This is a genomic window from Pseudoalteromonas sp. SWN29, assembly GCF_015864465.1.
Lineage (GTDB): Bacteria > Pseudomonadota > Gammaproteobacteria > Enterobacterales > Alteromonadaceae > Pseudoalteromonas.
The window spans coordinates 59,218-83,528 of sequence record NZ_JADYXE010000002.1; the positions used below are offsets into that span (position 1 = coordinate 59,218).

The 24,311-nt window shown below is 38.8% G+C and carries 19 protein-coding genes; 14 read left to right on the forward strand and 5 right to left on the reverse strand.

The window, feature by feature from the left end; all coding sequences use genetic code 11:
- Positions 1-143 precede the first annotated feature (143 nt).
- Positions 144-1,496 carry a GTPase HflX gene (gene hflX / locus I6F53_RS01005; protein WP_166419060.1) on the forward strand — a complete coding sequence of 451 codons (1,353 nt, stop codon included), beginning with the start codon at positions 144-146 and terminating at the stop codon, positions 1,494-1,496.
- A 99-nt stretch (positions 1,497-1,595) separates the two neighbouring features.
- On the opposite strand, the gene I6F53_RS01010 is transcribed toward hflX, so the two are convergent.
- Together I6F53_RS01010 and I6F53_RS01015 are read right to left on the reverse strand one after the other, a co-directional pair.
- On the reverse strand, positions 1,596-3,329 hold the full coding sequence (locus tag I6F53_RS01010; protein WP_166419059.1) for an AMP-binding protein: 1,734 nt from the start codon (positions 3,327-3,329) through the stop codon (positions 1,596-1,598).
- Between the two features lie 185 nt (positions 3,330-3,514).
- Complete coding sequence (locus tag I6F53_RS01015; protein ID WP_007582681.1) at positions 3,515-3,961, reverse strand: DUF3010 family protein; 447 nt, start codon at positions 3,959-3,961, stop codon at positions 3,515-3,517.
- A 355-nt stretch (positions 3,962-4,316) separates the two neighbouring features.
- Here I6F53_RS01015 and thrS point away from each other — a divergent pair, with 355 nt between their 5' ends.
- From thrS to I6F53_RS01065, 10 genes are all read left to right on the forward strand, one after another.
- On the forward strand, positions 4,317-6,227 hold the full coding sequence (gene thrS / locus I6F53_RS01020; protein WP_166419058.1) for a threonine--tRNA ligase: 1,911 nt from the start codon (positions 4,317-4,319) through the stop codon (positions 6,225-6,227).
- Between the two features lie 59 nt (positions 6,228-6,286).
- Positions 6,287-6,847: a translation initiation factor IF-3 gene (gene infC / locus I6F53_RS01025; RefSeq protein ID WP_002960714.1), complete on the forward strand. Its 561-nt coding sequence runs from the start codon at positions 6,287-6,289 to the stop codon at positions 6,845-6,847.
- Positions 6,848-7,059: 212 nt separating this feature from the next.
- The gene (gene rpmI, locus I6F53_RS01030) at positions 7,060-7,260 is read left to right on the forward strand and encodes a 50S ribosomal protein L35 (protein WP_002960713.1); all 201 of its coding nucleotides are present in this window, start codon (positions 7,060-7,062) and stop codon (positions 7,258-7,260) included.
- A 15-nt stretch (positions 7,261-7,275) separates the two neighbouring features.
- Complete coding sequence (rplT, locus tag I6F53_RS01035) at positions 7,276-7,635, forward strand: 50S ribosomal protein L20 (protein ID WP_002960711.1); 360 nt, start codon at positions 7,276-7,278, stop codon at positions 7,633-7,635.
- Positions 7,636-7,936: 301 nt separating this feature from the next.
- Positions 7,937-9,754, forward strand: coding sequence for a M14 family metallopeptidase (locus I6F53_RS01040; RefSeq protein ID WP_166419057.1), 1,818 nt, complete (start codon positions 7,937-7,939; stop codon positions 9,752-9,754).
- Between the two features lies 1 nt (position 9,755).
- On the forward strand, positions 9,756-10,397 hold the full coding sequence (locus I6F53_RS01045; RefSeq protein WP_166419056.1) for an MBL fold metallo-hydrolase: 642 nt from the start codon (positions 9,756-9,758) through the stop codon (positions 10,395-10,397).
- 106 nt (positions 10,398-10,503) lie between these two features.
- Positions 10,504-10,962, forward strand: a complete 459-nt coding sequence (locus I6F53_RS01050) for an Lrp/AsnC family transcriptional regulator (RefSeq protein WP_007375323.1) — start codon at positions 10,504-10,506, stop codon at positions 10,960-10,962.
- Positions 10,963-11,089: 127 nt separating this feature from the next.
- Complete coding sequence (locus I6F53_RS01055) at positions 11,090-12,646, forward strand: SulP family inorganic anion transporter (protein ID WP_166419055.1); 1,557 nt, start codon at positions 11,090-11,092, stop codon at positions 12,644-12,646.
- Between the two features lie 252 nt (positions 12,647-12,898).
- Entirely contained in the window at positions 12,899-13,972 is a 1,074-nt protein-coding gene (locus I6F53_RS01060; protein ID WP_166419054.1) for a sensor histidine kinase, read from the forward strand.
- Complete coding sequence (locus I6F53_RS01065) at positions 13,969-14,793, forward strand: LytR/AlgR family response regulator transcription factor (protein WP_197238221.1); 825 nt, start codon at positions 13,969-13,971, stop codon at positions 14,791-14,793. Before I6F53_RS01060 ends, I6F53_RS01065 begins: the two co-directional genes overlap by 4 nt.
- 277 nt (positions 14,794-15,070) lie before the next feature.
- Here I6F53_RS01065 and pyk read toward each other — a convergent pair whose 3' ends face one another.
- Positions 15,071-16,507, reverse strand: coding sequence for a pyruvate kinase (pyk, locus tag I6F53_RS01070; protein WP_166419052.1), 1,437 nt, complete (start codon positions 16,505-16,507; stop codon positions 15,071-15,073).
- Between the two features lie 379 nt (positions 16,508-16,886).
- Between pyk and gndA the strand changes: the two genes are divergently transcribed.
- Positions 16,887-18,260: an NADP-dependent phosphogluconate dehydrogenase gene (gndA, locus tag I6F53_RS01075; RefSeq protein WP_197238222.1), complete on the forward strand. Its 1,374-nt coding sequence runs from the start codon at positions 16,887-16,889 to the stop codon at positions 18,258-18,260.
- A gap of 69 nt (positions 18,261-18,329) precedes the next feature.
- On the opposite strand, the gene ansA is transcribed toward gndA, so the two are convergent.
- Positions 18,330-19,340 (reverse strand): asparaginase, encoded by a 1,011-nt coding sequence (gene ansA / locus I6F53_RS01080; protein WP_166419050.1) that lies wholly within the window; start codon positions 19,338-19,340, stop codon positions 18,330-18,332.
- A gap of 82 nt (positions 19,341-19,422) precedes the next feature.
- Entirely contained in the window at positions 19,423-21,288 is a 1,866-nt protein-coding gene (gene sppA, locus I6F53_RS01085) for a signal peptide peptidase SppA (RefSeq protein WP_197238223.1), read from the reverse strand.
- A 219-nt stretch (positions 21,289-21,507) separates the two neighbouring features.
- Here sppA and I6F53_RS01090 point away from each other — a divergent pair, with 219 nt between their 5' ends.
- Both I6F53_RS01090 and I6F53_RS01095 read left to right on the forward strand, forming a co-directional pair.
- Positions 21,508-23,469, forward strand: coding sequence for an oxidoreductase (locus tag I6F53_RS01090; protein ID WP_197238224.1), 1,962 nt, complete (start codon positions 21,508-21,510; stop codon positions 23,467-23,469).
- A gap of 93 nt (positions 23,470-23,562) precedes the next feature.
- Positions 23,563-24,246, forward strand: coding sequence for an HvfX family Cu-binding RiPP maturation protein (locus tag I6F53_RS01095; RefSeq protein ID WP_197238225.1), 684 nt, complete (start codon positions 23,563-23,565; stop codon positions 24,244-24,246).
- Positions 24,247-24,311 lie beyond the last annotated feature (65 nt).

Consider the following 24,311-nt stretch of genomic DNA (forward strand, 5'->3'; position numbering starts at 1 on the left):
GTTTATACCTAATTGTGGCTAGATTTAGTTATAAATGTGATTAGTTAATTATAACTCTATAAAGCTGAGCTATAACAGCGTAGGATCAACTTACTTTCGAATGAAAAATAGGTTTGCACCTTAGTGCATTAACACAAAAATTTATGCAAACAACTGCAAAAGCATCACTTCCAAACGCCTTACTTATTTCTATTAGCACACCACAGTTTAAAGGTGACGAAGCTACAGAGTCGCTTGCAGAACTTGCGCGCTTGGTGACTACTTTAGGGTTTAAAGTAGTAGGTACTCAATCGCAAAAGCAAAGTTCTACCCAAAAGGTTAATGTACTTGGCTCAGGCAAACTAGCAGAAATAGCGCACCTTACTGGTAATAAAGGGTCTGCTGCAGAAGAGCAAGAGGATGAAAATGTTCTTGATGACGATCCATTATCCGACATGCCGTCAGAAATCCCATCAGACGATTTAGATTTTGCTTGTGCCGATGTAGTGGTTTTTGACTGCGATTTAACGCCTTCTCAACTACGTAATGTTGAGAACCAGTTAGGTGTGGAGGTATTTGACCGTACCGGCATAATTATTGAAATATTTAGCCGCCATGCGCGAACTAAAACAGCAAAATTACAAGTTGAAATTGCTCGTCTTAATTATGTAGCGCCTCGACTTCGTGAAACATCAACCGGTGATAAAGAACGCCAAATGGGTAAAGGTGCGGGTGAAACCACACTTGAGCTAAATCGCCGTAAGGTACGTGACCAGCTAGCAGAATTAAAGCGCGAACTTGTTAGTGTTCAAGATGTAATGATGGACAGACGAACGCAGCGCTCTGAGCTATTTTCAGTGGCTTTAATTGGTTATACCAATGCGGGTAAGTCATCAATGATGCGTGCTATTACAGGCAGTGATGTAGAAGGCGAAAATAAGCTTTTTGCTACGCTAGATACTACAGTTCGTGCGTTATATCCCATTACACAGCCTCGTATACTCGTATCAGATACTGTTGGTTTTATTAAAAAATTACCTCACGATTTGGTTGCTTCGTTTCACTCAACGCTCGCTGAAGCACATGATGCGTCGCTACTTTTGTATGTTGTTGATGCGTCAGACCCTTCTTTTCGCTCACAACTTGAAGTAGTACATAAAGTACTGGCAGAGGTCGGTGTTGAAGGCAGCAAAAAATTATTAGTGCTGAATAAATCAGACCAATTAAGTACTGAGCAACAGCAATCGCTGATGGAAGAGTTTCCTGATGCGATGATGACCTCTACTCGTAACCCTGACGACATTAGTAAACTGCATAAATATATTGTTGATATTGCTCAAGAGGACATGATTGAAGAAGACGTTATTATACCGTACACCGCGAAAGGTATAGTAGGCGAAATTCGATCAAGTATGAGTGTGGTTAAAGAAGAGTATGAATATAGCCATATTAAATTAACAGTACGCTCAAGTGCGATTGATTTAGAACGTTTAAAAAAGAGAATGTTAGATTTATAATAAATCCAGCACACAAAAAGCACAGCCAATTGACTGTGCTTTTTAATCGTTGCTGAGGTAGATTGATTATTCAGAGTTCAGATTTTTTGTAGAGAAAAATTAGGAGAAGGCTTTGTCGCTTAGCTCTTCTTGCATTTGCTCTCGCATTTTAAATTTTTGCAGTTTACCTGTTACTGTCATTGGGTAGTTTTCTACAAAGCGGATATGTCGTGGCATTTTAAAGTAGGCTAGTTTGTCTTTTAAAAACTCACGAATTGCTTGCTCATCAAGCACTGCATCTTCTTTTGGTTGGATCCAAGCGCACACTTCCTCGCCATACTTTTCATCTGTTATACCAAATATGGCAGCATCTTGAATGCCCGGGTAGGTGTAAAGTACTTCTTCTATTTCGCGAGGGTAAATGTTTTCGCCGCCGCGAATAATCATATCCTTGATACGGCCGACTATGGTGACAAACCCTTCTGTATCCATTACACCTAAATCGCCAGAGTGTAGCCAACCGCTGTCATCTATTGTGGCTTTTGTTTTCGATTCGTCATTCCAATAGCAGCGCATTATACCTGCACCTTTACTACACACCTCTCCAGGTTGACCAATTTGTTGAATGTTACCCAATTCGTCAATAATTTTAACCTCGGTATGCGCAAGCGCACGGCCAACAGTCGTTACTTGGCGTTCTATTGATGAATCTGTTTCGGTAATGTTGTTTATGGGGCTGCACTCAGTTTGCCCGTAAGCAATGAGCACTTGATGCATGTTCATTTGTGTTTGCACTTTTCGCATTACTTGCTCAGGGCATGTTGAACCGGCCATTACACCCGTGCGCAAAGTACTTAGGTCGTAATCGTTAAAGTTACTTAGTTCAAGCTCACTAATAAACATAGTGGGTACACCATGCAGCGCTGTACAGCCTTCTTGTTGCACTACATCAAGGGTAGTTTTTGCATCGAACGAATCACCTGGGTAAATGGCTGCAGCACCTTTGCTAACACATAATAAGCTACCTAGTACCATAGCAAAGCAATGATACAACGGGATCGGAATGCATAATTTGTCATCGCTTGTAAAGTGCATAGACTCAGCAACAAATAACGCATTATTTAAAATGTTTTTATGTGTAAGCGTTGCGCCTTTTGGGTTGCCTGTTGTACCCGATGTAAATTGGATATTGATATCTTGCTCTGCATTTAAGTTTGCACCTATTGCTTTTAGTTCAAGCTCATGTGCCGATGTTGGCAAGTTAATAACATCATTAAACGCATGCATACCAGGAGATTCTTCATCACCGATACGAATTATATTTTTAAGAGTGGGCAGTGCTTTTAAATTAAGTTTGTTTTTATCGCAACTTGCAAGTTCTGGAGCCAAACTATTAAGCATTTCTAAATAATCACTGCCTTTGAAGTTTGATGCTGTGATTAAGGTTGAACATTCAACACTATTTAAGGCGTATTGTAATTCGTTAGGGCGATATGCAGGGTTAATACACACCATTATTGCGCCAATTTTAGCTGTTGCAAACTGGGTTAAGCACCATTCAATATTATTGGGAGACCAAATACCAACGCGCTCTCCTGGTTTTACACCAAGGGCCAGTAAGCCCATAGCAAGTTGATTAACTTCTTTTTGAAACTCTTTATATGTTAAACGAATATCTTGATGATGAACGACAACGGCTAAAGCCTCTGGGTTTTTGTCGACAATAAGGTCAAGGTACTCGCCAATGGTTGAATTTGTTAAAGGTGTGCTTTGTATGCCTTTAAAATAGCTTTGCGATAACGGTAAGTGATTTATTTGTTCTACTTCTTTTACCGCAATAGTGTGTGTGTGCATTGCTCTCTCCATGAAAATGTGTGTGAGTTATGTAAACTACAAAGTTAAAATAAACACATATTGTCGACAAAGAGAAGGGTGGTTAGACTAATGTCTTAGTACCTTTATAAAATCTAATCATGTTTTTTAGACACAAAAAAACGCGTCTTACAAAGTAAGTACGCGTTTTTAAACGAGCAATGAGTTTACATTTCGTCGCTGCGGTATGTTTTTTTCATTATATAAACGTAGGCATTTACAAATGCATTTTCTTGGTACTTTTTAAGACCCGTTTCTTCAAAATCAATAGGAATAGGATTACGCTTAACCTGTTCTTTAATTTCGGTCGTGGTAAATAAACGTACATCTAAATTGTCGATTAATTGAATTGCAGTTTCCATTTTGAATCCTTTTGCGCTGCCAGCAAATTTACCTTTTGGCTGACGCTCACGAATTGCAACAGAATCAATTTGGTAGTCTTGCATTAGTTTTGCAAAATCAAATTGAAATTTACGCATTACTTCAGTGTCGTTACCGTTACCTAAGGTAAAGCGTGTTTGGCGCACATCGCGAATATCAAATACGTCATTATCTTTACTTAAAATACAAAGTAGTACATCACTACCGGTAATTTCTACACCACATGTTCTCATGTCTATTCTCTAAAATAACTTAATTACGCAGTATTATACGCAACGTACATTAAAATGCGAGTACAGGTATAGTTGTAGGTGCTTAATTAGCGCGTTGATGCTTTTATATTTTAATTAAATGATTTTTTTTGCACTAAAAGCTACATTTTGTGCTCAAAATGGGTGGATTTCACCCCTTTAAACTTGTAATTAAATGCACAGCACGCGACAATATATGCTTGTAGTTGAATAGACTCGTCATCTACATTAATTAGTCAATGCTTATTCGTAAAAGCGTTGTCGAGCCATTCTCATTTAATTTAATAAAAATACACGTGATACATTGTAGGTGTCACCACTGTAGTAAGGATTTATAATGCCAGTTATTACTCTTCCAGACGGAAGTCAACGTAGTTTTGAAAACCCTGTAAGCACGCTTGATGTTGCAAACGATATTGGTCCTGGTTTAGCTAAAGCGACCATTGCCGGTCGTGTTAATGGCGACCGTGTTGATGCATGTGATAAAATTTGTGAAGATTCTCGCCTTGAGATCATCACCGCAAAAGACGATGACGGCCTTGAAATTATTCGTCACTCTTGTGCTCACTTAATTGGTCATGCAGTTAAGCAACTTTTCCCAGACGCAAAAATGGCAATTGGTCCTACTATTGATAACGGTTTTTACTACGATATCGATATGGAACATTCATTATCACAAGATGATCTTGAAGCAATTGAAAAGCGTATGTTGCAACTAGCTAAAACAAACTACGACGTAGTGAAAAAAACAGTAAGCTGGCAAGAAGCACGCGATACATTTGAAGCGCGTGGCGAAACATACAAAATAGAAATATTGGACGAAAACATTGCTAAAGATGACCGTCCAGGGTTATATCATCACGAAGAATATGTAGACATGTGTCGTGGGCCTCACGTTCCTAACATGAAATTTTGCCAAAACTTCAAAATAATGAAAGTGGCAGGTGCATATTGGCGTGGTGATTCAGACAACAAAATGCTACAACGTATTTACGGCACAGCGTGGGGCGATAAAAAGCAACTTAAAGCGTATTTAAAACGCCTTGAAGAAGCTGAAAAACGCGATCACCGTCGTATTGGTAAAGCGCTTGATTTATGGCATTGGCAAGAAGAAGCGCCAGGCATGGTATTTTGGCACAACGATGGTTGGAGCATTTACCGCGAGCTTGAAGAATTTGTACGTGAAAAATTACGTGAATATGAGTACGAAGAAGTAAAAGGTCCAATGATGATGGACCGTTCACTTTGGGAAAAATCAGGTCACTGGGAAAAGTATTCAGAAGCAATGTTTACCACTGAGTCTGAAAAGCGTGAATACGCAATCAAACCAATGAACTGCCCAGGTCACGTGCAAATCTTTAACCAAGGTTTAAAATCGTACCGTGATTTACCACTTCGTATGGCTGAATTTGGTTGTTGTCACCGTAATGAGCCATCAGGCGCATTACACGGCTTAATGCGTGTACGTGGCTTCACACAAGATGACGCTCATATTTTCTGTACCGAAGAGCAGATAATGGACGAAGTTTCAGCGTGTATTAAGATGGTTTATGATACATATGAGACATTCGGGTTTGAGAAGATTGTAGTTAAGCTTTCAACTCGCCCAGAACAACGCATTGGTGAAGACCATATGTGGGATAAAGCAGAGCTTGCTTTAGCCGAAGCACTTAAGCTAAACGATATTGAATTTGATTATCTTCCAGGCGAAGGTGCTTTTTACGGTCCGAAAATTGAATTTACTTTGTACGATTGTTTAGACAGAGCGTGGCAGTGTGGTACAGTGCAATTAGACTTTGCATTACCGGGTCGTTTAGGCGCTACTTATGTAGCAGAAAATAACGAACGTCGTACACCTGTAATGATACATCGTGCCATTTTAGGTTCTATTGAACGCTTTATTGGTATTTTAACAGAAGAGTACGCTGGTTTATTCCCGACGTGGCTTGCGCCAAAGCAAGCGGTAATCATGAATATTACCGATAAACAGGCTCCTTATGTTAAAGAAGTTGTACAAAAATTAAATAAACTTGGAATTAGAGCCGCTGCTGACTTGAGAAATGAGAAGATTGGCTTTAAAATCCGTGAGCATACACTTAAGCGTATTCCATACTTGCTTGTTGTTGGCGATAAAGAAGTCGAACAACAAGAAGTAGCAGTGCGTACTCGCACAGGTGAAGACCTAGGCAAATTTAATGTCGATGATTTTGTAGCTAAAATTAGCGAAGAAATTAAAAATCGACAGTAAAAATCGAGCGTGTAAGGCATTAACAAACAGCCAATTACACGCTTATATTATTGATATTCTTGGAGGAACGTACTATTAGAGGCGGCAAGAAAGGGCAACAAACAGCTCAAAAAAATCGTATTAACGAAGAAATTACAGCGCAAGAAGTTCGTTTAATTGACATTGAAGGCGAACAAGCTGGAATTCAGTCATTACAAGACGCGCAAACTATGGCCGATGCAGCGGGTGTTGATCTTGTTGAGATCAGTCCAAACGCTGAGCCGCCTGTTTGTAGAATCATGGATTACGGTAAGTTCATCTTTGAAAAAAGCAAAGAACTAAAAGAACAGAAGAAGAAGCAAAAGCAAATCCAGATAAAAGAAATCAAATTCCGTCCTGGTACGGATGAAGGTGATTATCAGGTTAAGCTTCGCAACTTACGTAAGTTCTTAGAAGCTGGCGATAAAGCTAAGATTACTATCCGCTTCCGTGGTCGTGAAATGGCTCACCAAGAAATTGGTATAGAATTATTAAACCGTATCAAAGCCGATTTAGAAGAACTTGCAGTAGTCGAGTCTTTCCCAAATCGTGTTGAAGGTCGCCAAATGGTTATGATGATGGCGCCTGTTGCTAAAAAATAATTTTTAAGCGATAATACGCACCGAAATTAGCTCAGGTCTGCAAGTAATATGCGAATATTCACCTGAGTTAACCGGTTTTAAAGTAAGATTGCGGCATTTATGCTGGGTCTTCACCGGAACATGGCAGTAAGTTAGGCCTAAAAGTGGAGCTATAGAAATATATCTCACGCCTGCTTACTAATTTAAAAGCAATACAATTTGGAGTTATTGCAATGGCTTATAAGCTAAAAAGTCACAGTGGCGCTGCTAAGCGTTTCAAAAAGACTGCTTCTGGCGGTTTCAAGCGTAAACAAGCGCATCTTCGTCATATTCTGACTAAGAAAACTTCTAAGCGTAAGTTACACCTACGTCCTAAGATGATGGTTCATAAAAATGACCATGGTCTAGTTTCACGTATGTTACCGTTCGCTTAATAGGGGTTTTTAGAAATGGCAAGAGTTAAACGCGGCGTTGTCGCACGTGCACGTCACAAAAAAGTTTTAAAACAAGCAAAAGGTTACTACGGAGCACGTTCACGTGTTTACCGCGTAGCTTTCCAGGCTGTTACTAAAGCGGGTCAATACGCTTACCGTGACCGTCGTGCGAAGAAACGTACTTTCCGTCAATTATGGATTGCACGTATCAATGCTGCTTCACGTCAAAATGGTCTGTCTTACAGCCGTTTTATCAATGGTCTTAAAAAGACATCTGTAGAAATCGATCGTAAGATCCTTGCAGATATCGCTGTTTATGACCAAGTTGCATTCGCAGCGCTTGTAGAAAAAGCAAAAGAAGGCCTAGCCGCTTAAGCTTTTTCATATAAGTATTAAAAAAGGAGCCTATGGCTCCTTTTTTTGTGCCTGTAATTTAGTAACTTACACTTTTGTTTTAATAATTTAGCGGAGTTGTTTTATGTGTTTTTTAAATTGGGTTTATAAATAGTAATGTAATGAATTACTGTACTTAATCGTGTTATAAAGCCTTAAAAGACATGGGTGAATGAGTGACATGTAATTGGCTGTATTTTTTTGTTGAATCACCGCAGTTTCCTCATTATAAAAAATTTAGTTGATATAATTTATATAATTGAGGCGTTTGTTAGAGAATTTTATGTTTGCAAGTTTACTAGTTTTATCTGCAAGTGTGGCGTATGACGCGCACTTACCTCCACTCATAGAGTGGCAGGGAAAAAGTGTAGAGCTTTTACAAAAAGAAGGTCCGTTAACTACCGACTTTGAATTATCTTCAGGTGAAGCGTCACCAAATTATGCAAATACAATGGCATTTGTAGATAGGTTAGTTGCTGCAAATCCGACTCAGTTTCAATCTCAAATCATTGGCTATAGTAATAGCAAGCGTGCAATAAAAATGCTAATTGCCAGTGAGCAAGGCTTTTTTGAAGCAAGACAAATGGCTAATAGTACAAAGCCGACTATTTTTATTCAGGCAGGTATTCATTCTGGTGAAATAGACGGTAAAGATGCCATGTTTATGCTACTTAGAGACATAGCGACGGGTAAGCGTCGTGATATTTTAAAAAAGGTAAACATATTATTTATTCCTATTTTAAATGTAGATGGGCACGAACGTAGCAGTGTATTTAATCGTATAAACCAACGAGGCCCTGCTAAAATGGGCTTTAGAACAAATGCAAACAACCTTAATTTAAATCGCGATTTTACTAAACTTGATACGCCAGAAGTCAGAAGTGTTTTAAAGGTTATTAACGACTACAGCCCAAATTTATACATTGATGTACATGTTACCGATGGGGCAGATTACCAATACGATGTGACCTATGGCTACAATCCGGTATTTTCAAGCGAATCGCCTGCGGTATCTGACGCTTTAAACCAGTTTTTTAAACCTCTGATTGACGATACACTGGCTGAACAAGGCCACACCCCAGGGCCACTTGTTTTTGTTATGGACAAGCGCGACTTTAAAAAAGGGTTAGCGGGGTGGGTTGCTACACCACGTTTTTCAAATGGTTGGGGCGATTTAAAATCATTACCTACAATTTTAGTAGAAAACCACTCATTAAAACCTTACAAGCAACGTGTATTAGGGACTTACGTCTTTTTAGATGGCGCCATTAATGCGCTATCAAAGCACAGCCATGAATTAGCTAATGCGGTAAAAAAAGAACAAGCGTTTGTTCCTAAACAGTTAATAGTAAAACGTGGTTATGCAAAGCAAGCTGATACAATTGCACAGTTTAAAGGCATTGAGTACTCAACAAGCATGAATGCACTTTCTGGCCAAAATGAAGTTAAGTATTTAGGTAAAGCACGCACCTATACCGACTTACCTATTTATTGGCAAAAAGATGTACAGCACACAGTTGAGGTCCCTAAAGCGTTTTTTATCCCGCCTGTATATGGCAATATTGTTGAAAAGTTAAAGCTACACGGTGTGTCTATTAATAAACTTGAAGGGGCGAATACACAGCCTTTAAAAGTGGCTAAAGTAAAAGACTATACGTTTGATAAAGCACCTTTTGAAGGACGTTTTAGAGTATCAGCAACTTTTGATTATGTGCCTGCTATTAATGTCGATTTAGATGGCTGGTATCAAGTCAATACCCAACAAAAAGCAGGTGAGCTTGCTGTGCATTTGTTGCACCCTGAAGCACCTGATTCATTCTTTGCTTGGGGAGAATTTAATACAATTTTTCAGCGTACTGAGTACATGGAAAATTATGCGCTAATTCCATTCGCACGCCAAATGCTAAAAGACAATCCAAAGTTAGCGCTTAAGTTTGACGAGAAGCTTAAAGATAAATCATTCGCGAATGACGCAGATGCGAGATTAAATTGGTTATATGAGCAAAGTCCATTTTATGATCAAGCGTACTTAAAGTATCCGATACTTATGTCATTCGAAGAAGAAGTGGTTATCCCGGATCAAAAAAGTAAAGAAATCTAATATGCAAATAATAACTATACCCGTCACTGCATTTGCACAGAATAGCCGTATCATTGCGTGTAGCGAAACTAAACAAGCGGTAGTTGTGGATCCTGGTGGCGATGCAGAAAAAATAATCGCGGCCCTAAATGAGCATAAATTAAAACTAAATACTATTTGGTTAACGCACGGGCATTTAGATCATGTGGGTGCGGCAGATATTTTGCGAAATCAATTTAACGTACAAATTATTGGTCCACAAAAAGATGAGTACTTTTGGTTTGAAAACTTGCCTATGCAAGCACAAATGTTCGGGTTTAAAGCTATTGAGCCGTTTTATCCAGATATTTGGTTAAACCATAACGACACCGTAAGCGTAGGTAAACTTAGCTTTGTAGTGAAACACTGCCCGGGGCATACACCCGGTCACATTGTGTTTTATCAACAAGAGCACGAGTGCGTTATTGTAGGTGATGTTATTTTTAAGGGTTCAGTAGGGCGCACTGATTTTCCTAAGGGGAATAGTGAGCAACTTATTGAATCAATTAAAACGCAAATTCTTACACTGCCGGATAGCACTAAAATTTTAGCTGGACACGGAAGCGACACGACAGTCTGTTTTGAAAAACAAACAAATCCCTTTGTCAGAGGTAAGTTTGGTTAAATAACTTATTGAAGGTTAGTTAACTGTATAAAAATTAAAAATAAGCAGACTGTGTTTTAAAATGGCTGTATAATTTAACCAGTTTATTTGATAAATAAGAAATAAAATGTCTCTAAATCACGTAGATCGCCAAATATTGGCACTTTTACAACAAGATGCTAGTTTATCAACCGCAGAAATTGCAGATAAAGTAGGCTTGTCTCAATCTCCATGCTGGCGTCGAATTGCCAAGCTAGAGCAAGATGGTTATATAAAAAGCAAAGTGGCTCTTTTAGATGAGAAAAAGCTTGGCTTTGATATGCTGGTATACGCACATGTGCGTTTATCAAACCACGGTAAAAAGAACCTTGCTGAATTTGAAAAACTTATAATGAGTTACGATCAAGTCACAGAGTGTTACACAATGGCCGGAACAATGGACTTTATGCTGCGCATAATTTCACAAGGCATTGAAGGATATGAGCACTTTGTACGCGATAACTTGTTAAGCTTAGAATATGTACAGGAAGTACATTCTAACGTAACAATGACATGTGTAAAACGCAGTACTTCTCTTCCTTTATAAAGCACTTCTTTGTAAAGCTAAACCCCTTTTAGTTTAGCTTTACCGCACAATGACAATTGTTAACTGAGCGCTATTTTGATAGAATTTAGCGCTTTTTTTTTACCCATAATACCATTTGAGGAACTCAATGTTTAACTTACTCAGTAGGGCGCCTAGCTCTGCTAAAAACGATATTCTATCTGGATTAACTGTGGCGCTTGCCTTAGTTCCAGAAGCTGTTGCGTTTGCCTTTGTTGCAAATGTAGAACCTTTAGTTGGTCTATATGCCGCGTTTATCGTTGGTTTAATTACGGCTATATTTGGTGGCCGCCCTGGTATGATTTCAGGTGCAACCGGTGCACTAGCTGTTGTTATGGTAAGTTTAGTACTTGATCATGGTGTTGAGTACCTATTTGCGACCGTATTGCTCATGGGCATACTGCAGATACTCGCGGGTGTATTTAAACTCGGTAAGTTTATCCGTATGGTTCCTCATCCGGTAATGCTTGGTTTTGTAAATGGCTTAGCCATTGTTATATTTTTAGCCCAATTAGGACAATTTAAAGTGCCTGATGGTATGGGCGGACAAGAATGGATGACGGGTAACCCGTTATATATTATGCTTGGTTTAGTGGCTTTAACCATGGCTATTATTCAGTTTTTACCTAAACTAACAACGGCTGTACCCTCTACGTTAGTCGCTATTATTACAGTGACCGCTTTAGTCATTGGTTTGGATTTAGAAGCGCATACTGTAGTTGATTTCTTAAAAGGAATGACAGGCGACGAAGCTGCAACAATTGCAGGCGGTTTACCTCAGTTTCATATTCCTATGGTGCCGTTTACTTTCGAAACGCTACAAATTATTTTTCCTTATGCACTTATTTTAGCGGCTATTGGTTTAATTGAATCATTATTAACGCTTAGCTTAATTGACGAGATTACAGAAACTCGCGGTCATAGTAATAAAGAGTGTATAGGCCAAGGCGCTGCAAATATTACTTGTGGTATGTTTGGTGCTATGGGTGGTTGTGCAATGATTGGTCAATCAATGATCAACATTAACTCAGGTGGTCGCTCTCGCTTATCGGGTATAAGTGCTGCATTGATGTTGCTTGCGTTCATCATATTCGCTTCAAGCTTAATTGAGATGATCCCACTAGCTGCACTTGTTGGTGTTATGTTTATGGTTGTATTAGGTACGTTTGAATGGGCTAGCTTTAAAATGATGAAGCGTGTTCCTCTATCTGACGCCTTCGTAATAGTACTTGTATCGGGTGTGACGGTTGTTACTGATTTAGCGATTGCAGTGTGTGTAGGTGTTATTGTATCTGCGCTGGTATTTGCTTGGCAGCATGCTAAACACATATACACAACGAACTACATTGATGAAGACGGCGCTAAAGTATATGAGCTACATGGTCCACTTTTCTTTGGTTCAGTTAAAAACTTTGCAGAGTTGTTTGATGTTAAAAACGACCCTAAAAATGTCATTGTTGAGTTTAAACATAGCCGTGTATCAGATCACAGTGCAATAGAAGCGATAGATACACTCGCTGATAAGTACACTAAAGCGGGTAAGCAACTTCACTTACGTCATTTGAGTAAAGACTGTACGCAGTTACTACACAAAGCACGCGATTTAGTTGAAGTAAATGTAATTGAAGATCCTACTTATAAAGTGGCTTCTGACAAACTAGCTTAATTTACACCAAGCTGTTTGTGTATAAAAAGCGAAAGGTGAATTAACCTTTCGCTTTTTTAGTGCTTCGACTATCTGTTTGCGGTAAGACTCTTAAAAAGCAAGGTAGGCTGTAGTGCTATGCAAACTCATAAATCTATATAATAAGACTACCTAATTTTATAAAAATCATCCCTACATAGGTAAAAATAATAAAGAATAACAAACGCCTATTTTATAAAATTAGTCTTTAACTATACGGAGTAAATATCTATTTTGAACTGGCAATCTTTAGTCGATAACAGACAACGCTTTTTTTGGCTTTTGCAAATTGCAGGCTGGATTGGTTACGCGCTAGTAAATTACATCGGCTCCAAAGTATTTGAAATGCGTGATATATACGTATTTGTTATTTTACTCAATGCTTACGCCGGTTGCTTAATGACAGTGCCACTTAGGTATATCTACCGTAAAATTTGGAATGCTTCGCCCTGGGTATTAATAATTGTAGTATTTGGTGCCTCTTATATAACAGGTACTTTATGGGCTATTGTTCAAAAATTTAATTTGTGGGAAATATATCGCCATGGCTATAGGCCAGAGGAGTGGTTTTATTACCTGCAACAAGGCTTAGATTCAGTTTATATTATACTGTGTTGGAGCGGATTATATTTTGGTGTTAAGTATTATCAATTGTTACAAGGTGAACGCCAAAAAGCGCTTAAAGCGACAACCATGGCACACGAAGCACAATTAAAAATGTTGAGATACCAGCTTAATCCTCATTTTCTATTTAATACACTTAATGCTATTTCCACATTAATTTTGGTAAAAGAAAACAAAGATGCTAATTTAATGGTGTCGAAGCTTAGTGATTTTTTACGTTATACACTCAATACCGATCCAATTAAAAAAGTACCGTTGGAGCAAGAGCTGCATGCACTTATGTTGTACCTTGAAATTGAACGTGTACGTTTTGACGAACGACTAAAAGTTAACGTTGAAGTAAGCGAGGAAGCTAAACAAGCATTATTGCCAAGCTTAATTTTGCAACCGATTATTGAAAACGCAATTAAGTACGCTATTGCTCATCTAACAGAAGGTGGTGTAATAGATATTAAAGCGCAGGTGTTTGCTAACGAATTATTATTAGAAGTTGGCGATAACGGACCAGGTACAGACATAAAAGATGGTCAGTTAGTCAATGCACAGGGCGTTGGTGTAGCAAACACAAAAGATAGATTAAAAACGCTCTACGAGAATAATTATTCGTTTGTATTATCACATAATACGCCAAGTGGATTAAAAGTTAATCTGCGAATCCCGTTTGAGAAGGCTGTGAAGAAATGATAAAAATAAAAACACTTATTGTTGATGATGAACCATTAGCACGTAAAGGTTTAGATATAAGGCTTGCAGAGTTTGCTGATATTGAAGTAATCAAACTATGCAGCTCAGGTGCTGATGCTATTGAAACATGTAAAAACGAGAAAATAGACTTAGTATTTCTAGATATTCAAATGCCAGGCATGAATGGCTTTGAAGTTGCCCGAGCGCTTAGTGAAAGCACAAAAGTGCTTCCTGCCATTGTGTTTGTAACTGCTTTTGATCAATTTGCAGTTAAAGCGTTTGAAATTCATGCTTTAGATTACATTTTAAAACCCGTTGATGATAACAGACTAAAACAGGCGGTAGAAAAAGTGCATACCTACTTAAAAACGCAGCAAGACAACGCCCATAAGAAAAAACTAGCGAGTTTTGTAGCCGGGATCACTGGTAATAATTGCGAAGAAATTCTAAAAAAATTAGCCACTGGCGACACCTTAACAGACAGGCGTTACCCAGAGTCACTCGCTGTAAAAGAGCAGGGGGAAATAGTTAGAGTCCCCGTTGCTACTATTCAATGGGTTGATGCTGCTGGCGACTACATGTGTTTACATTGTGAAGATGGTCAAACACATATTTTACGTAAAACAATGAAAGAGCTAGAACAAGAGCTCGACCCTCAGTTGTTTGTACGCGTACACCGCAGTGCAATAGTAAATACAAAGCAAATTAGTAAGTTGGTTACGCAGGTAAGTGGTGAGTATTTATTAGTACTTGAAAATGGCCAAGAACTTAAAGTAAGCCGTAGCTACCGTGATAAAGTAAAAGCAGCACTAGCAAGTTAAAACCAACGCCTTTACTACAGATACAAAAATGCGAGCTAAGCTCGCATTTTTTATATTTAGTAATTATACCAATCCGCAATAATACTTAATCATTTTGCGGGGCTAAACGTGTCGCTACCTGTGTTAAAAAATTCTCATTTACGACTGCATGGATGCAGAAGGTAGAGCAATGCAGGAGCAATTGCCGAGAACAACTAAATAGCGAGTTTTTTGCCTAGCTATCAACACGTTTTTCTATCCTCAAAATAGATCACTTAATTAAGCGAATTGGTATTAATTATGCAACGGTTACAATTTTCATTGTGTTAGTTGCGCCCACAGTTTCCATTGAGTCACCGTGAGTAATAATTACCGTATCGCCAGCTTGTAATGAGCCTTGAGCTACAAGTGTATCAAGTGCTGCTTTTACCATGCCGTCTTTTTCAGTTTTTGTAGAATCAAAAAACACCGGGTAAACACCACGATAAAGTGCAGTTTGACCTAATGTACTTGCATGACGAGAAAGCGAGTAGATTGGTAAGCCTGAGCTGATACGCGACATTAATTTAGCCGTACTACCAGATTCAGTGAGTGTGATAATTGCTTTAACCGAATCTAAGTGATTAGCTGCATACATAGCAGAAAGCGCGATAGATTCAGCGTTGTTAGAAAAACGACTATCTAAACGATGCTTAGAAACGTGTGTTTCTTTTTGCGACTCAGCACCTAAACAAACACGTGCCATAGTTGCCACTGTTTCTTCAGGATAATCACCCGCTGCTGTTTCAGCTGAAAGCATTACAGCATCAGTACCATCAAGAACAGCATTTGCCACATCCATAACTTCTGCACGTGTAGGCATAGGGTTATCAATCATCGATTCCATCATTTGCGTTGCTGTTACTACAGTACGATTTAATGAACGAGCACGACGAATAATTAGTTTTTGCTTGCCCATAAGTGCAGCATCACCAATTTCAACACCTAAATCACCACGAGCAACCATTACTGCGTCAGACGCTAGAATAATGTCATCAACAGCTTCTTGTGTTTCAACGGCTTCAGCACGTTCAATTTTTGCAAGTAGTTGTGCTTTTGAACCAGCAGCTTCAGCAAGTGAACGTACGTAGCGCATATCGTCGCCACTACGTGGGAATGATACGGCAATGTAATCTACGTCAATTTCAGCGGCAGTTATTAAATCTTCTTTATCTTTTTCAGTAAATGCTGGAGCCGTTAAGCCACCACCTAAACGGTTAATGCCTTTATTGTTAGATAAAACGCCACCAACAGTTACAGTACAATGTACTAAATGGCCAGCAACTTCATCAACACTAAGTTGGATAAGGCCATCGTTTAGTAAAAGTAAATCGCCAGTGGTTACATCGTTAGGTAACTCTTTGTAGTCGATACCTACAGAGTTTACGTCGCCTTCGCCTTTTTCCATTTTTGCATCAAGGGTAAATTTTGCACCTACAGCAAGTGTTACTTTACCTTCTTTAAAAGTAGAAACACGGATTTTAGGACCTTGAAGGTCAGCAAGTATAGCAATATGCTTGCCTAATCTTTTTGCGATATCGCGCACTGCTTGTGCACGGTCTTTATGATCTTGGGCAACACCATGTGAGAAGTTTAAACGTACTACATTTGCCCCAGCGATAATAATTTTTTCTAGGTTGTTATCTCTATCGGTAGCAGGTCCAAGGGTAGCGACTATCTTTGTGCGTCTTAGCATCAATTTCTCCTGAGTGCTTGGTGAAAGCATGTTGACGATTATTTTGTTGACTTAAAGTAACTATATTAGAACAAAATATTTTAGTTATGAGCAAACTTCAAATGTTTGCCACTATTTTATACAAAACTATTGTGTCATCATTATGACACCGGTGTCAGAATGCGTCAATGATCTTAATTTCAATTAGCTTTGCTTTTAGTCAACCCGAGAGCATCGATGTTTGATATAATTACATAGCTTATTTATCTGTAATAAAAAAGCATGTTGTTACTTGCTCATGGTTAGCATTTTATGACTGCATGAGTATAATGCACGCGGTATTATTTAATTTATACACTGAATTTTCTACCCAAATAGTTGTTACCGAGGAGGACACTAAATGCAAGTTGCATTAGTAGGGTTAGGCGTTATGGGGAAAAATCTTGCCCTAAACTTGATTGAAAAAGGGATAACGCTAGTCGCTTATGACAAAAACCCACATGCGGGTGAAGAGTTACTAAGTTGTGCTAAATCTCAAGGCATGGCTGATAGGCTTCACATTGTTTCTGATTTAAGAGACATGGTTAGACGTTTAGAAGCACCTCGTTCTATTTTGTTACTTGTTCCTGCTGGCGAATTAGTTGATTCTGTTTGTAATGAACTAGTTGAAGCAGGCGTAGAATGTAACGATATCATTGTTGATTGCGGTAACAGTAATTATAAAGATGGTATAACTCGCAAACTTAAATACCAAAATAAATTTGAATTTGCCACTATGGGCATTTCAGGTGGGGCAGAAGGTGCTCGCCACGGTCCTGCAATGATGGCAAGTGGTTCTGAGGGCGGTTGGGGTCGAATAGAACCTTGGTTCGAAAAAGCTGCAGCAAGCTTTAATGGCGAATCGTGTTTTGCACGTGTTGGTCAATCAGCTAGTGGACACTTTGTAAAAATGGTTCACAACGGTATTGAATATGCACTTATGCAACTTATTGCAGAAGTATATCAATTACTACGTATCGGCACAGGCCGTTCACCTAAAGAAGTTGCTGAGATATTTAATGACTGGTCAGAAGGTCAATTAAACAGCTACTTACTCTCTATTTCTAGTCATATATTGTCACTTGAAAATCATAATAATGTGCCGCTTGCAGATTTAATTGATAATAAAGTAGGCGCTAAAGGTACTGGCCTTTGGACGGCGCAAAATGCATTAGAGCTTGGTATTGCTGTGCCATCACTCGTTGCTGCTGTACAAGCTCGTCATTTAACTAATGCGTGTAATACAACAGCTGCACAAGAAATGTCATATGCGTCTAAATCAACTAATAATGTTGAAATTGATCTAGAAGAGCTAAAAGAAGCATTCTTACTTGCAAGTTTACTAGCGTATCGCCAAGGTTTAGCGCTAATTAAAGGTGCATCTCGTACTCACCAGTGGAAAGTAGATTTATCTAAAACGCTTCAAACTTGGCGTGCAGGTTGTATTATTCGTGCTGACTACCTTGATAGTGTTGCACAAGGTGTTGAGTTTATTGATACCCTTGAAAAAGAGTCTAACTCTTTACGAAAAATTACCGGCCAAGCAATAATGACGGGGTTAGCATTTCCAGTATTGGGTGCTACACAAACGTATTTAGCAACATTAACGACACCAAGTAATGGGCATTTAGTACAAGCCCAGCGTGATTACTTTGGTGAGCATGGCGTAAAAACCCACAGTGGTGAAACATGCCATTTAACTGACCTAGTAGATATTGACGCTAAAGTTAGATAATAAACAGTTGTTTAAAACGATAAAGGCACGCTATTTAGCGTGCCTTTTGTATTTTTAGCTTTGCGAGATTTAACGGCTTAACTCACCACGTAAATTGTCTTGCATTAAATGACGAATCGTCTCGACCTCTAGCTTTTGGCTAAATAAATAATGCAATTTAGTTAAACAGGCCTCAAGGGTCATATCATACCCACTAATTACACCAATATTTAACAGCGCATTACCTGTAGCATAACCGCCCATGTTTACATGGCCTTTTAAGCACTGGGTTAAATTAACAATGACGACACCGCGCTTGCTTGCATCTTCAAGTATTGATAAAAAATCAGGATCTTGTGGTGCATTACCCACACCAAAGCTAAGTAACACAAGCGCCTTAATACTGCCATTAACTAAGCTTTTAACCACTTCTTGACTAATACCAGGGTATAAATAAAGTACACCAATAGGTTGAGGTGTAATAGGGGTTACTTGAAGTTCGTTTTCAACATAAGGGCTAAGCTGGCCTTTAATAAGCTCAATGCTAATACCTGATAGCGCTAAAGGATCGAGATTGGGTGAGGCGAATGCATTAAAACCATCAGCATGTGCTTTAGTTGCTCTATTACCTCTAAATAGCTGGTTATTAAAAAATAAGCTTACTTCAGCAATAGGGTAGTTGGCTGCTAAATACATGGCATTGAGTAAGTTAACTTGCCCGTCAGATCGCAATTGAGATAGTGGTATTTGCGAGCCTGTTACAATCACAGGTTTAGTTAAATTTTCGAACATAAACGATAGTGCTGAGGCTGTATAGGCCATGGTATCGGTACCATGGAGGACTACAAAGCCGTCATAGTCTTGATATTTGCTTTTAATGTCATCAGCAATAAGTTGCCAATGCTCAGGAGACATATCTGATGAATCAATAAGCGGGCAATATTCGTGAATATCAAATAAAGGCATTTCATCACGGTTAAACTCTGCGTTATTAACCACTGTTTCTGTTAAAAAACCTTCAGCCGGAATATAGCCTCGGCTCGATTTTTTCATCCCTATAGTACCGCCAGTATAAGCGATATAAATGCGTTTACGTTTCATAAAAAAAGCCCAGTAAAAAAACTGGGCTTAGTATAACGTTAAGTAACTTTAAATACAGCTACTTAGAGTAGTAGATGCACTTTTATTGTGCAACGTTACACACTAAACAGCGAGCATATACACCTTGTGGATCGTTGTAATCTTTAAGGTTTTCAACTTCAGTGCTTAATTGGTTAATAACGCTTTGCAAGTTAGCTTGCGTTGCTAACACTGATGTTTTTTGTGTTTGCAAACCAAGCATAGATTTAATAGACGCGTTACCAAAAATGCCTTGAATCATTTTTTCTTGCGGGCTTAAATCTTGTTTAATAGTTTTAACTTCATAATGATTTAGTTTAGCAAGTGCCGCAGCGGCTTCAATTGCATCTTGTTTGTCGCCTAACTTATCAACTAAACCAAGTTCTTGCGCTTGAGATGCTATCCAAACACGACCTTGGGCAATTTTATCAACTTGCTCAGGTGTCATATTTCGCGCATCAGCGACAACATTTAAAAAGCGACCGTATGCTTCTTCAACACTCATTTGAATTACTTCACCCATTTTTTCGTTAAGTGGGCGAGTGATAGAAAAACCAGCCATTTCGGTTGTTGCAACGCCATCTGAATAAACACCAATTTTAGATAAAGTCTTTTCAAATGTCATGAACGTACCAAACACCCCAATCGAACCTGTAATAGTACTCGGTGCTGCCCAAATTTCGTTTGCAGCAGAAGCAATCCAATAACCACCCGATGCAGCCACAGAGCTCATAGATGCAATAACGGGCTTACCAGCAGCTTTAAGTGCTAATACTTCTGCACGAATAACTTCAGAGGCAAACATACTACCGCCACCTGAATCAATGCGTAGTACAACCGCTTTAACTTTGTCATCAAGGCGCGCTTTACGAAGAAGGGCTGCAGTAGAGTCGCCACCAATTTCGCCGGCTTTACGCTCACCATCAACAATCGTACCTTTAGCAACAACAACAGCTACTTTTTCAGTAATAGGATTATCAAATTCAATAGGAGGTTTAACCAAGCTTAAGTATTCACGAAATGAAACTTGCTTAAACGTTTTACCGTCTTCTTGTGCGCCAACTAAATCAATTAACTGTTTGCGAACTTGTTGATTAGTTTTTAATGAGTCAACCCACTGGTGATCAAGTGCATATTTACCTGCATCGCCATCGGCAGCTTTCATTTTCTCAAGATATACGTCCATTGTTTCGTCAAAGTTTGACTCATCAAATGGGCGAACAGCGGCAACATCTTGTTTGTATTCACTCCAAAGAGCACCTAACCAAACGCGGTTAGCTTCTTTAGCTGCATCAGACATGTCGTTACGAATAAAAGGTTCTACCGCTGACTTAAATGTACCAACACGGAAAATGTGCTGCGTTACTTCAAGCTTTTCAAGGGCATCTTTAAAGTAAAGTGGGTACATGCCATAACCTTCAATACTTACGCTTCCGTATGGGTGCATAGCAATTTCATCAGCATGTGATGCAATATAATATTGTGCTTGAGTATAGTAATAACCCGATGCAATTACTTTTTTACCTGCTTGTTTGAATGAATCAATAGCATTAGTAATTTGCTTGAGCTTATTTAAATGCGCTTTAGGCATTTCTTGTAAATCAAGCAGCATCACCGTAATACGGTCGTCTTTAGTTGCTTCGTTTATTACTTCGACAATATCGTCGAGTAAAATTTCGCTTGGCGCTTCAGAACCAGAAGTAGCATCGCTAATTGCAGCTTCGACTGGATCTATGTAAGTTTTTTCCTCAACAATAGGGCCATTAAGGTTAAGCCTAAGCACAGAGCCATTTTCTACAATTATTTTATCGTCGTCACTTGAAAGCGAAACGAAAAAAACGATGACCAGTAATAAAAACAGAATGTTGAGTATTAAACGGCGTGAAAAGTTGATTCCAGCCCAAATACCCTTAAATACCTTTGCTATCAAAATAGCTCCTTAATTTGGTACAGTTAATACATTAGTTCCATCTTAGCCTAGAATAAAAATAAATTTAACTGCTAAATCGTAACGAAGTGTTTATGAGATGGTATTAGCACATGTTTTTACTGCTATTTTTAATTAAATGAAGGCACATATTGCTTATTGCTTGCCATTAAAGCAGAATTAGCTAATGTATACAGGTTAGACCAGTTAACGGGGCACAGGATGTTAGAACAACAATTACAATTAAAACACACACAATTACGTAACCGCTTAGTCATGGGCTCAATGCATACGGGCCTTGAAGAAGGCTGGCATAACCGAAAGCGCTTGCGTGCTTTTTATGAAGCGCGTGCTAAAGGTGGCACTGCTATGTTAATTACGGGCGGATACAGCCCAAATTTACGTGGTAAGTTAACACCCATTTCATCTTCATTTAATAGTTATTACGATGTATTTAAACATCGCGCGTACACAGATGCGGTGCATAAGCACGGCGGAAAAATTTGTTTGCAACTATTACATGCAGGTCGCTATGCATACCACCCATTTAACCAAGCACCAAGTGCAATAAAAGCACCTATTAATCCTTATAAACCTAAAGCGATGTCACTTAGCTCAATTAAAAAAACAATTAAAGACTTTGCGCATTCTGCCTATATGGCAGAAAAAGCCGGATACGATGGCGTAGAAGTGATGGGTTCTGAAGGGTATTTGATTAATGAGTTTATGGCGCCACACACCAATAAACGTGAAGATGAGTTTGGTGGCAGCCTAGAAAACAGAATGCGACTTGCGCTTGAAATAGTTAAAGCTGTAAGAGCAAAAGTATCGGAGCAATTCTTAATCATTTTTAGATTGTCGGTTATTGATTTAATCCCAAACGGTTCAACACCAGAGGAAGTTGTCATACAAGCTACCGAGCTTGAAAAAGCGGGTGTTGATATATTTAACACAGGTATTGGTTGGCACGAAGCGCGTGTACCGACTATTGCGAGTATGGTGCCGCCAGGTGCATTTAAAGAAGCATCAAAACGTTTAAAAGACGTGGTGAGCGTGCCAGTTATTGCTGTTAACCGTATTAACACGCCAGAAATTGCGAACGATATTTTAAATGCAGGCGAGGCCGACTTAATTTCAATGGCAAGGCCATTACTTGCCGATCCTGAATTTTTTAATAAATACGCGAATGATCAGTCTAAGCAAATTAATATTTGTATTGGCTGTAACCAAGGTTGTTTAGACCATGTATTTAAAAATAAACGTGCTACGTGTTTAGTTAATCCACAAGCCGCATTTGAGCTAGATTACCCGTTAGAACAAGCAACCAAAGCTAAAAATGTATTAGTAGTTGGTGCGGGTCCTGCGGGTTTATCGGCAAGTTGTTACTTGGCTCAAAAAGGGCATAAGGTCACGTTAATCGATCAAAAATCGCAAATGGGTGGTCAGTTTAATTTAGCCATGCAAATACCGGGCAAAGAAGACTTTAATCATACCCTTACTTACTTTACTAATGAACTTGAGCGGTTAAAAGTAACTGTAGAGCTTGGTAAAGCTTATGACGATTCAATGCTTAAAAACTATGACGATATCGTATTTGCAACTGGCGTTCGCCCCCGTGAAGCATCAATTAAGTGTAGCGATGATAAGCGTGTGTTTGCTTATGACGAAGTTATACGCGGCGAAGTAGAGCTGGGTAAATCAATCGCTATTTTAGGGGCCGGTGGTATAGGTTTTGATATGGTTGCGTTTTTAAGTGAGCATAAATCGCAAACTATTAGCGAGTTTAAATCGCAATGGGGCATTGAGTGTGAACCTCAACCGCATAAAGATGAACGTCAATTATATATGTTAAAACGCAGTGCGGGGCGTTTTGGTAGTGAGCTTGGTAAAACAACCGGTTGGATACATCGTCAAGTTGCTAAGCAGCATGGCGTTAAACAAATCGCTGATTGCCAATACCAAAGCTTTGATAAAAATGGGCTAACTATTAATGTTGCTGGTGAAACTAAAGTACTGCCAGTAGACACGGTTATTGCCTGTATTGGTCAGGTTTCTAATAATGAAGTGCTAAAAAATCAGAGCGAAAATGCACAAGTACATGTAATTGGTGGCGCTAAATTAGCAGCAGCTATTGATGCAAAACGCGCTATTTTTGAAGCCCTACAAGTAGCAAGAAGTATTTAACATTTGTAAGTAAATTGAATTAGTTTATCAATTCATGCGGTCTTTGTTGTTTATAGTCTATAACTTAATAAACATTGAACACACAGGATACGCATGAATAAACTAATCAATATTTATAATATAGCATTGAGTAAATTATCATTTTTAGATGGTTTACCCGCTTTACTATTTCGCCTGATTTTAGCCCCAGTAATGATTATAGCGGGTTATAATAAACTCTCTATAAGCGTTGAAACAGAAGGCTTTTTTGATAATTTTCTAGCATCGCCTGATGTGGTTCAGTGGTTTGGTAATAGTGAATGGGGTTTAGGATTACCGTTTCCAGACTTACTGGCCTTTTTAGCTGGTTGGAGTGAGTTTTTAGGTGGTTGGTTTTTATTATTTGGCCTTTTAACTCGCTTGGTCAGTATCCCACTTATGTTCACAATGGTCGTCGCTGCAACCTCAGTGCATTGGCATAATGGTTGGTTTGCAATAGCACCAACTAATCCAGAAACAAGTGCTGCGCAAGTACTCGACTGGTTATCAATTCCCGGTGCTAAAGAAAGCCTCGAAAATTCATTAGAAGTACAAGACCGTATAGGAAAAATCCGTGGCTTAGTTGAAGATCACGGCTTTCCTGATTATCTCTACGAAAAAGGCAAACCATCTATTTTAAATAATGGTATAGAGTTTTCTGCAATATACTTTGCGATGCTCCTTAGCTTATTTTTTATGGGAGGAGGGCGCTTTGTTAGCATCGACTTCTGGTTAAAGCGAAATATTTTAAATCAATAGCGCTAAACCTACTTTAAGAAAGGCCGCATAAATTCATTTTGTGCGGTCATTTTACGTTTTAGGCT

Bases quoted from the DNA above. Each gene is read 5' to 3' on its own strand.
- pyk (WP_166419052.1), bottom strand. From the start codon at position 16,507: ATGCTAAGACGCACAAAGATAGTCGCTACCCTTGGACCTGCTACCGAT.
- gndA (WP_197238222.1), top strand. From the start codon at position 16,887: ATGCAAGTTGCATTAGTAGGGTTAGGCGTTATGGGGAAAAATCTTGCC.
- thrS (WP_166419058.1), top strand. From the start codon at position 4,317: ATGCCAGTTATTACTCTTCCAGACGGAAGTCAACGTAGTTTTGAAAAC.
- rpmI (WP_002960713.1), top strand. From the start codon at position 7,060: ATGGCTTATAAGCTAAAAAGTCACAGTGGCGCTGCTAAGCGTTTCAAA.
- I6F53_RS01095 (WP_197238225.1), top strand. From the start codon at position 23,563: ATGAATAAACTAATCAATATTTATAATATAGCATTGAGTAAATTATCA.
- ansA (WP_166419050.1), bottom strand. From the start codon at position 19,340: ATGAAACGTAAACGCATTTATATCGCTTATACTGGCGGTACTATAGGG.
- I6F53_RS01010 (WP_166419059.1), bottom strand. From the start codon at position 3,329: ATGCACACACACACTATTGCGGTAAAAGAAGTAGAACAAATAAATCAC.
- I6F53_RS01015 (WP_007582681.1), bottom strand. From the start codon at position 3,961: ATGAGAACATGTGGTGTAGAAATTACCGGTAGTGATGTACTACTTTGT.
- I6F53_RS01040 (WP_166419057.1), top strand. From the start codon at position 7,937: ATGTTTGCAAGTTTACTAGTTTTATCTGCAAGTGTGGCGTATGACGCG.
- hflX (WP_166419060.1), top strand. From the start codon at position 144: ATGCAAACAACTGCAAAAGCATCACTTCCAAACGCCTTACTTATTTCT.
- I6F53_RS01050 (WP_007375323.1), top strand. From the start codon at position 10,504: ATGTCTCTAAATCACGTAGATCGCCAAATATTGGCACTTTTACAACAA.
- I6F53_RS01045 (WP_166419056.1), top strand. From the start codon at position 9,756: ATGCAAATAATAACTATACCCGTCACTGCATTTGCACAGAATAGCCGT.
- I6F53_RS01065 (WP_197238221.1), top strand. From the start codon at position 13,969: ATGATAAAAATAAAAACACTTATTGTTGATGATGAACCATTAGCACGT.
- I6F53_RS01055 (WP_166419055.1), top strand. From the start codon at position 11,090: ATGTTTAACTTACTCAGTAGGGCGCCTAGCTCTGCTAAAAACGATATT.
- rplT (WP_002960711.1), top strand. From the start codon at position 7,276: ATGGCAAGAGTTAAACGCGGCGTTGTCGCACGTGCACGTCACAAAAAA.
- I6F53_RS01090 (WP_197238224.1), top strand. From the start codon at position 21,508: ATGTTAGAACAACAATTACAATTAAAACACACACAATTACGTAACCGC.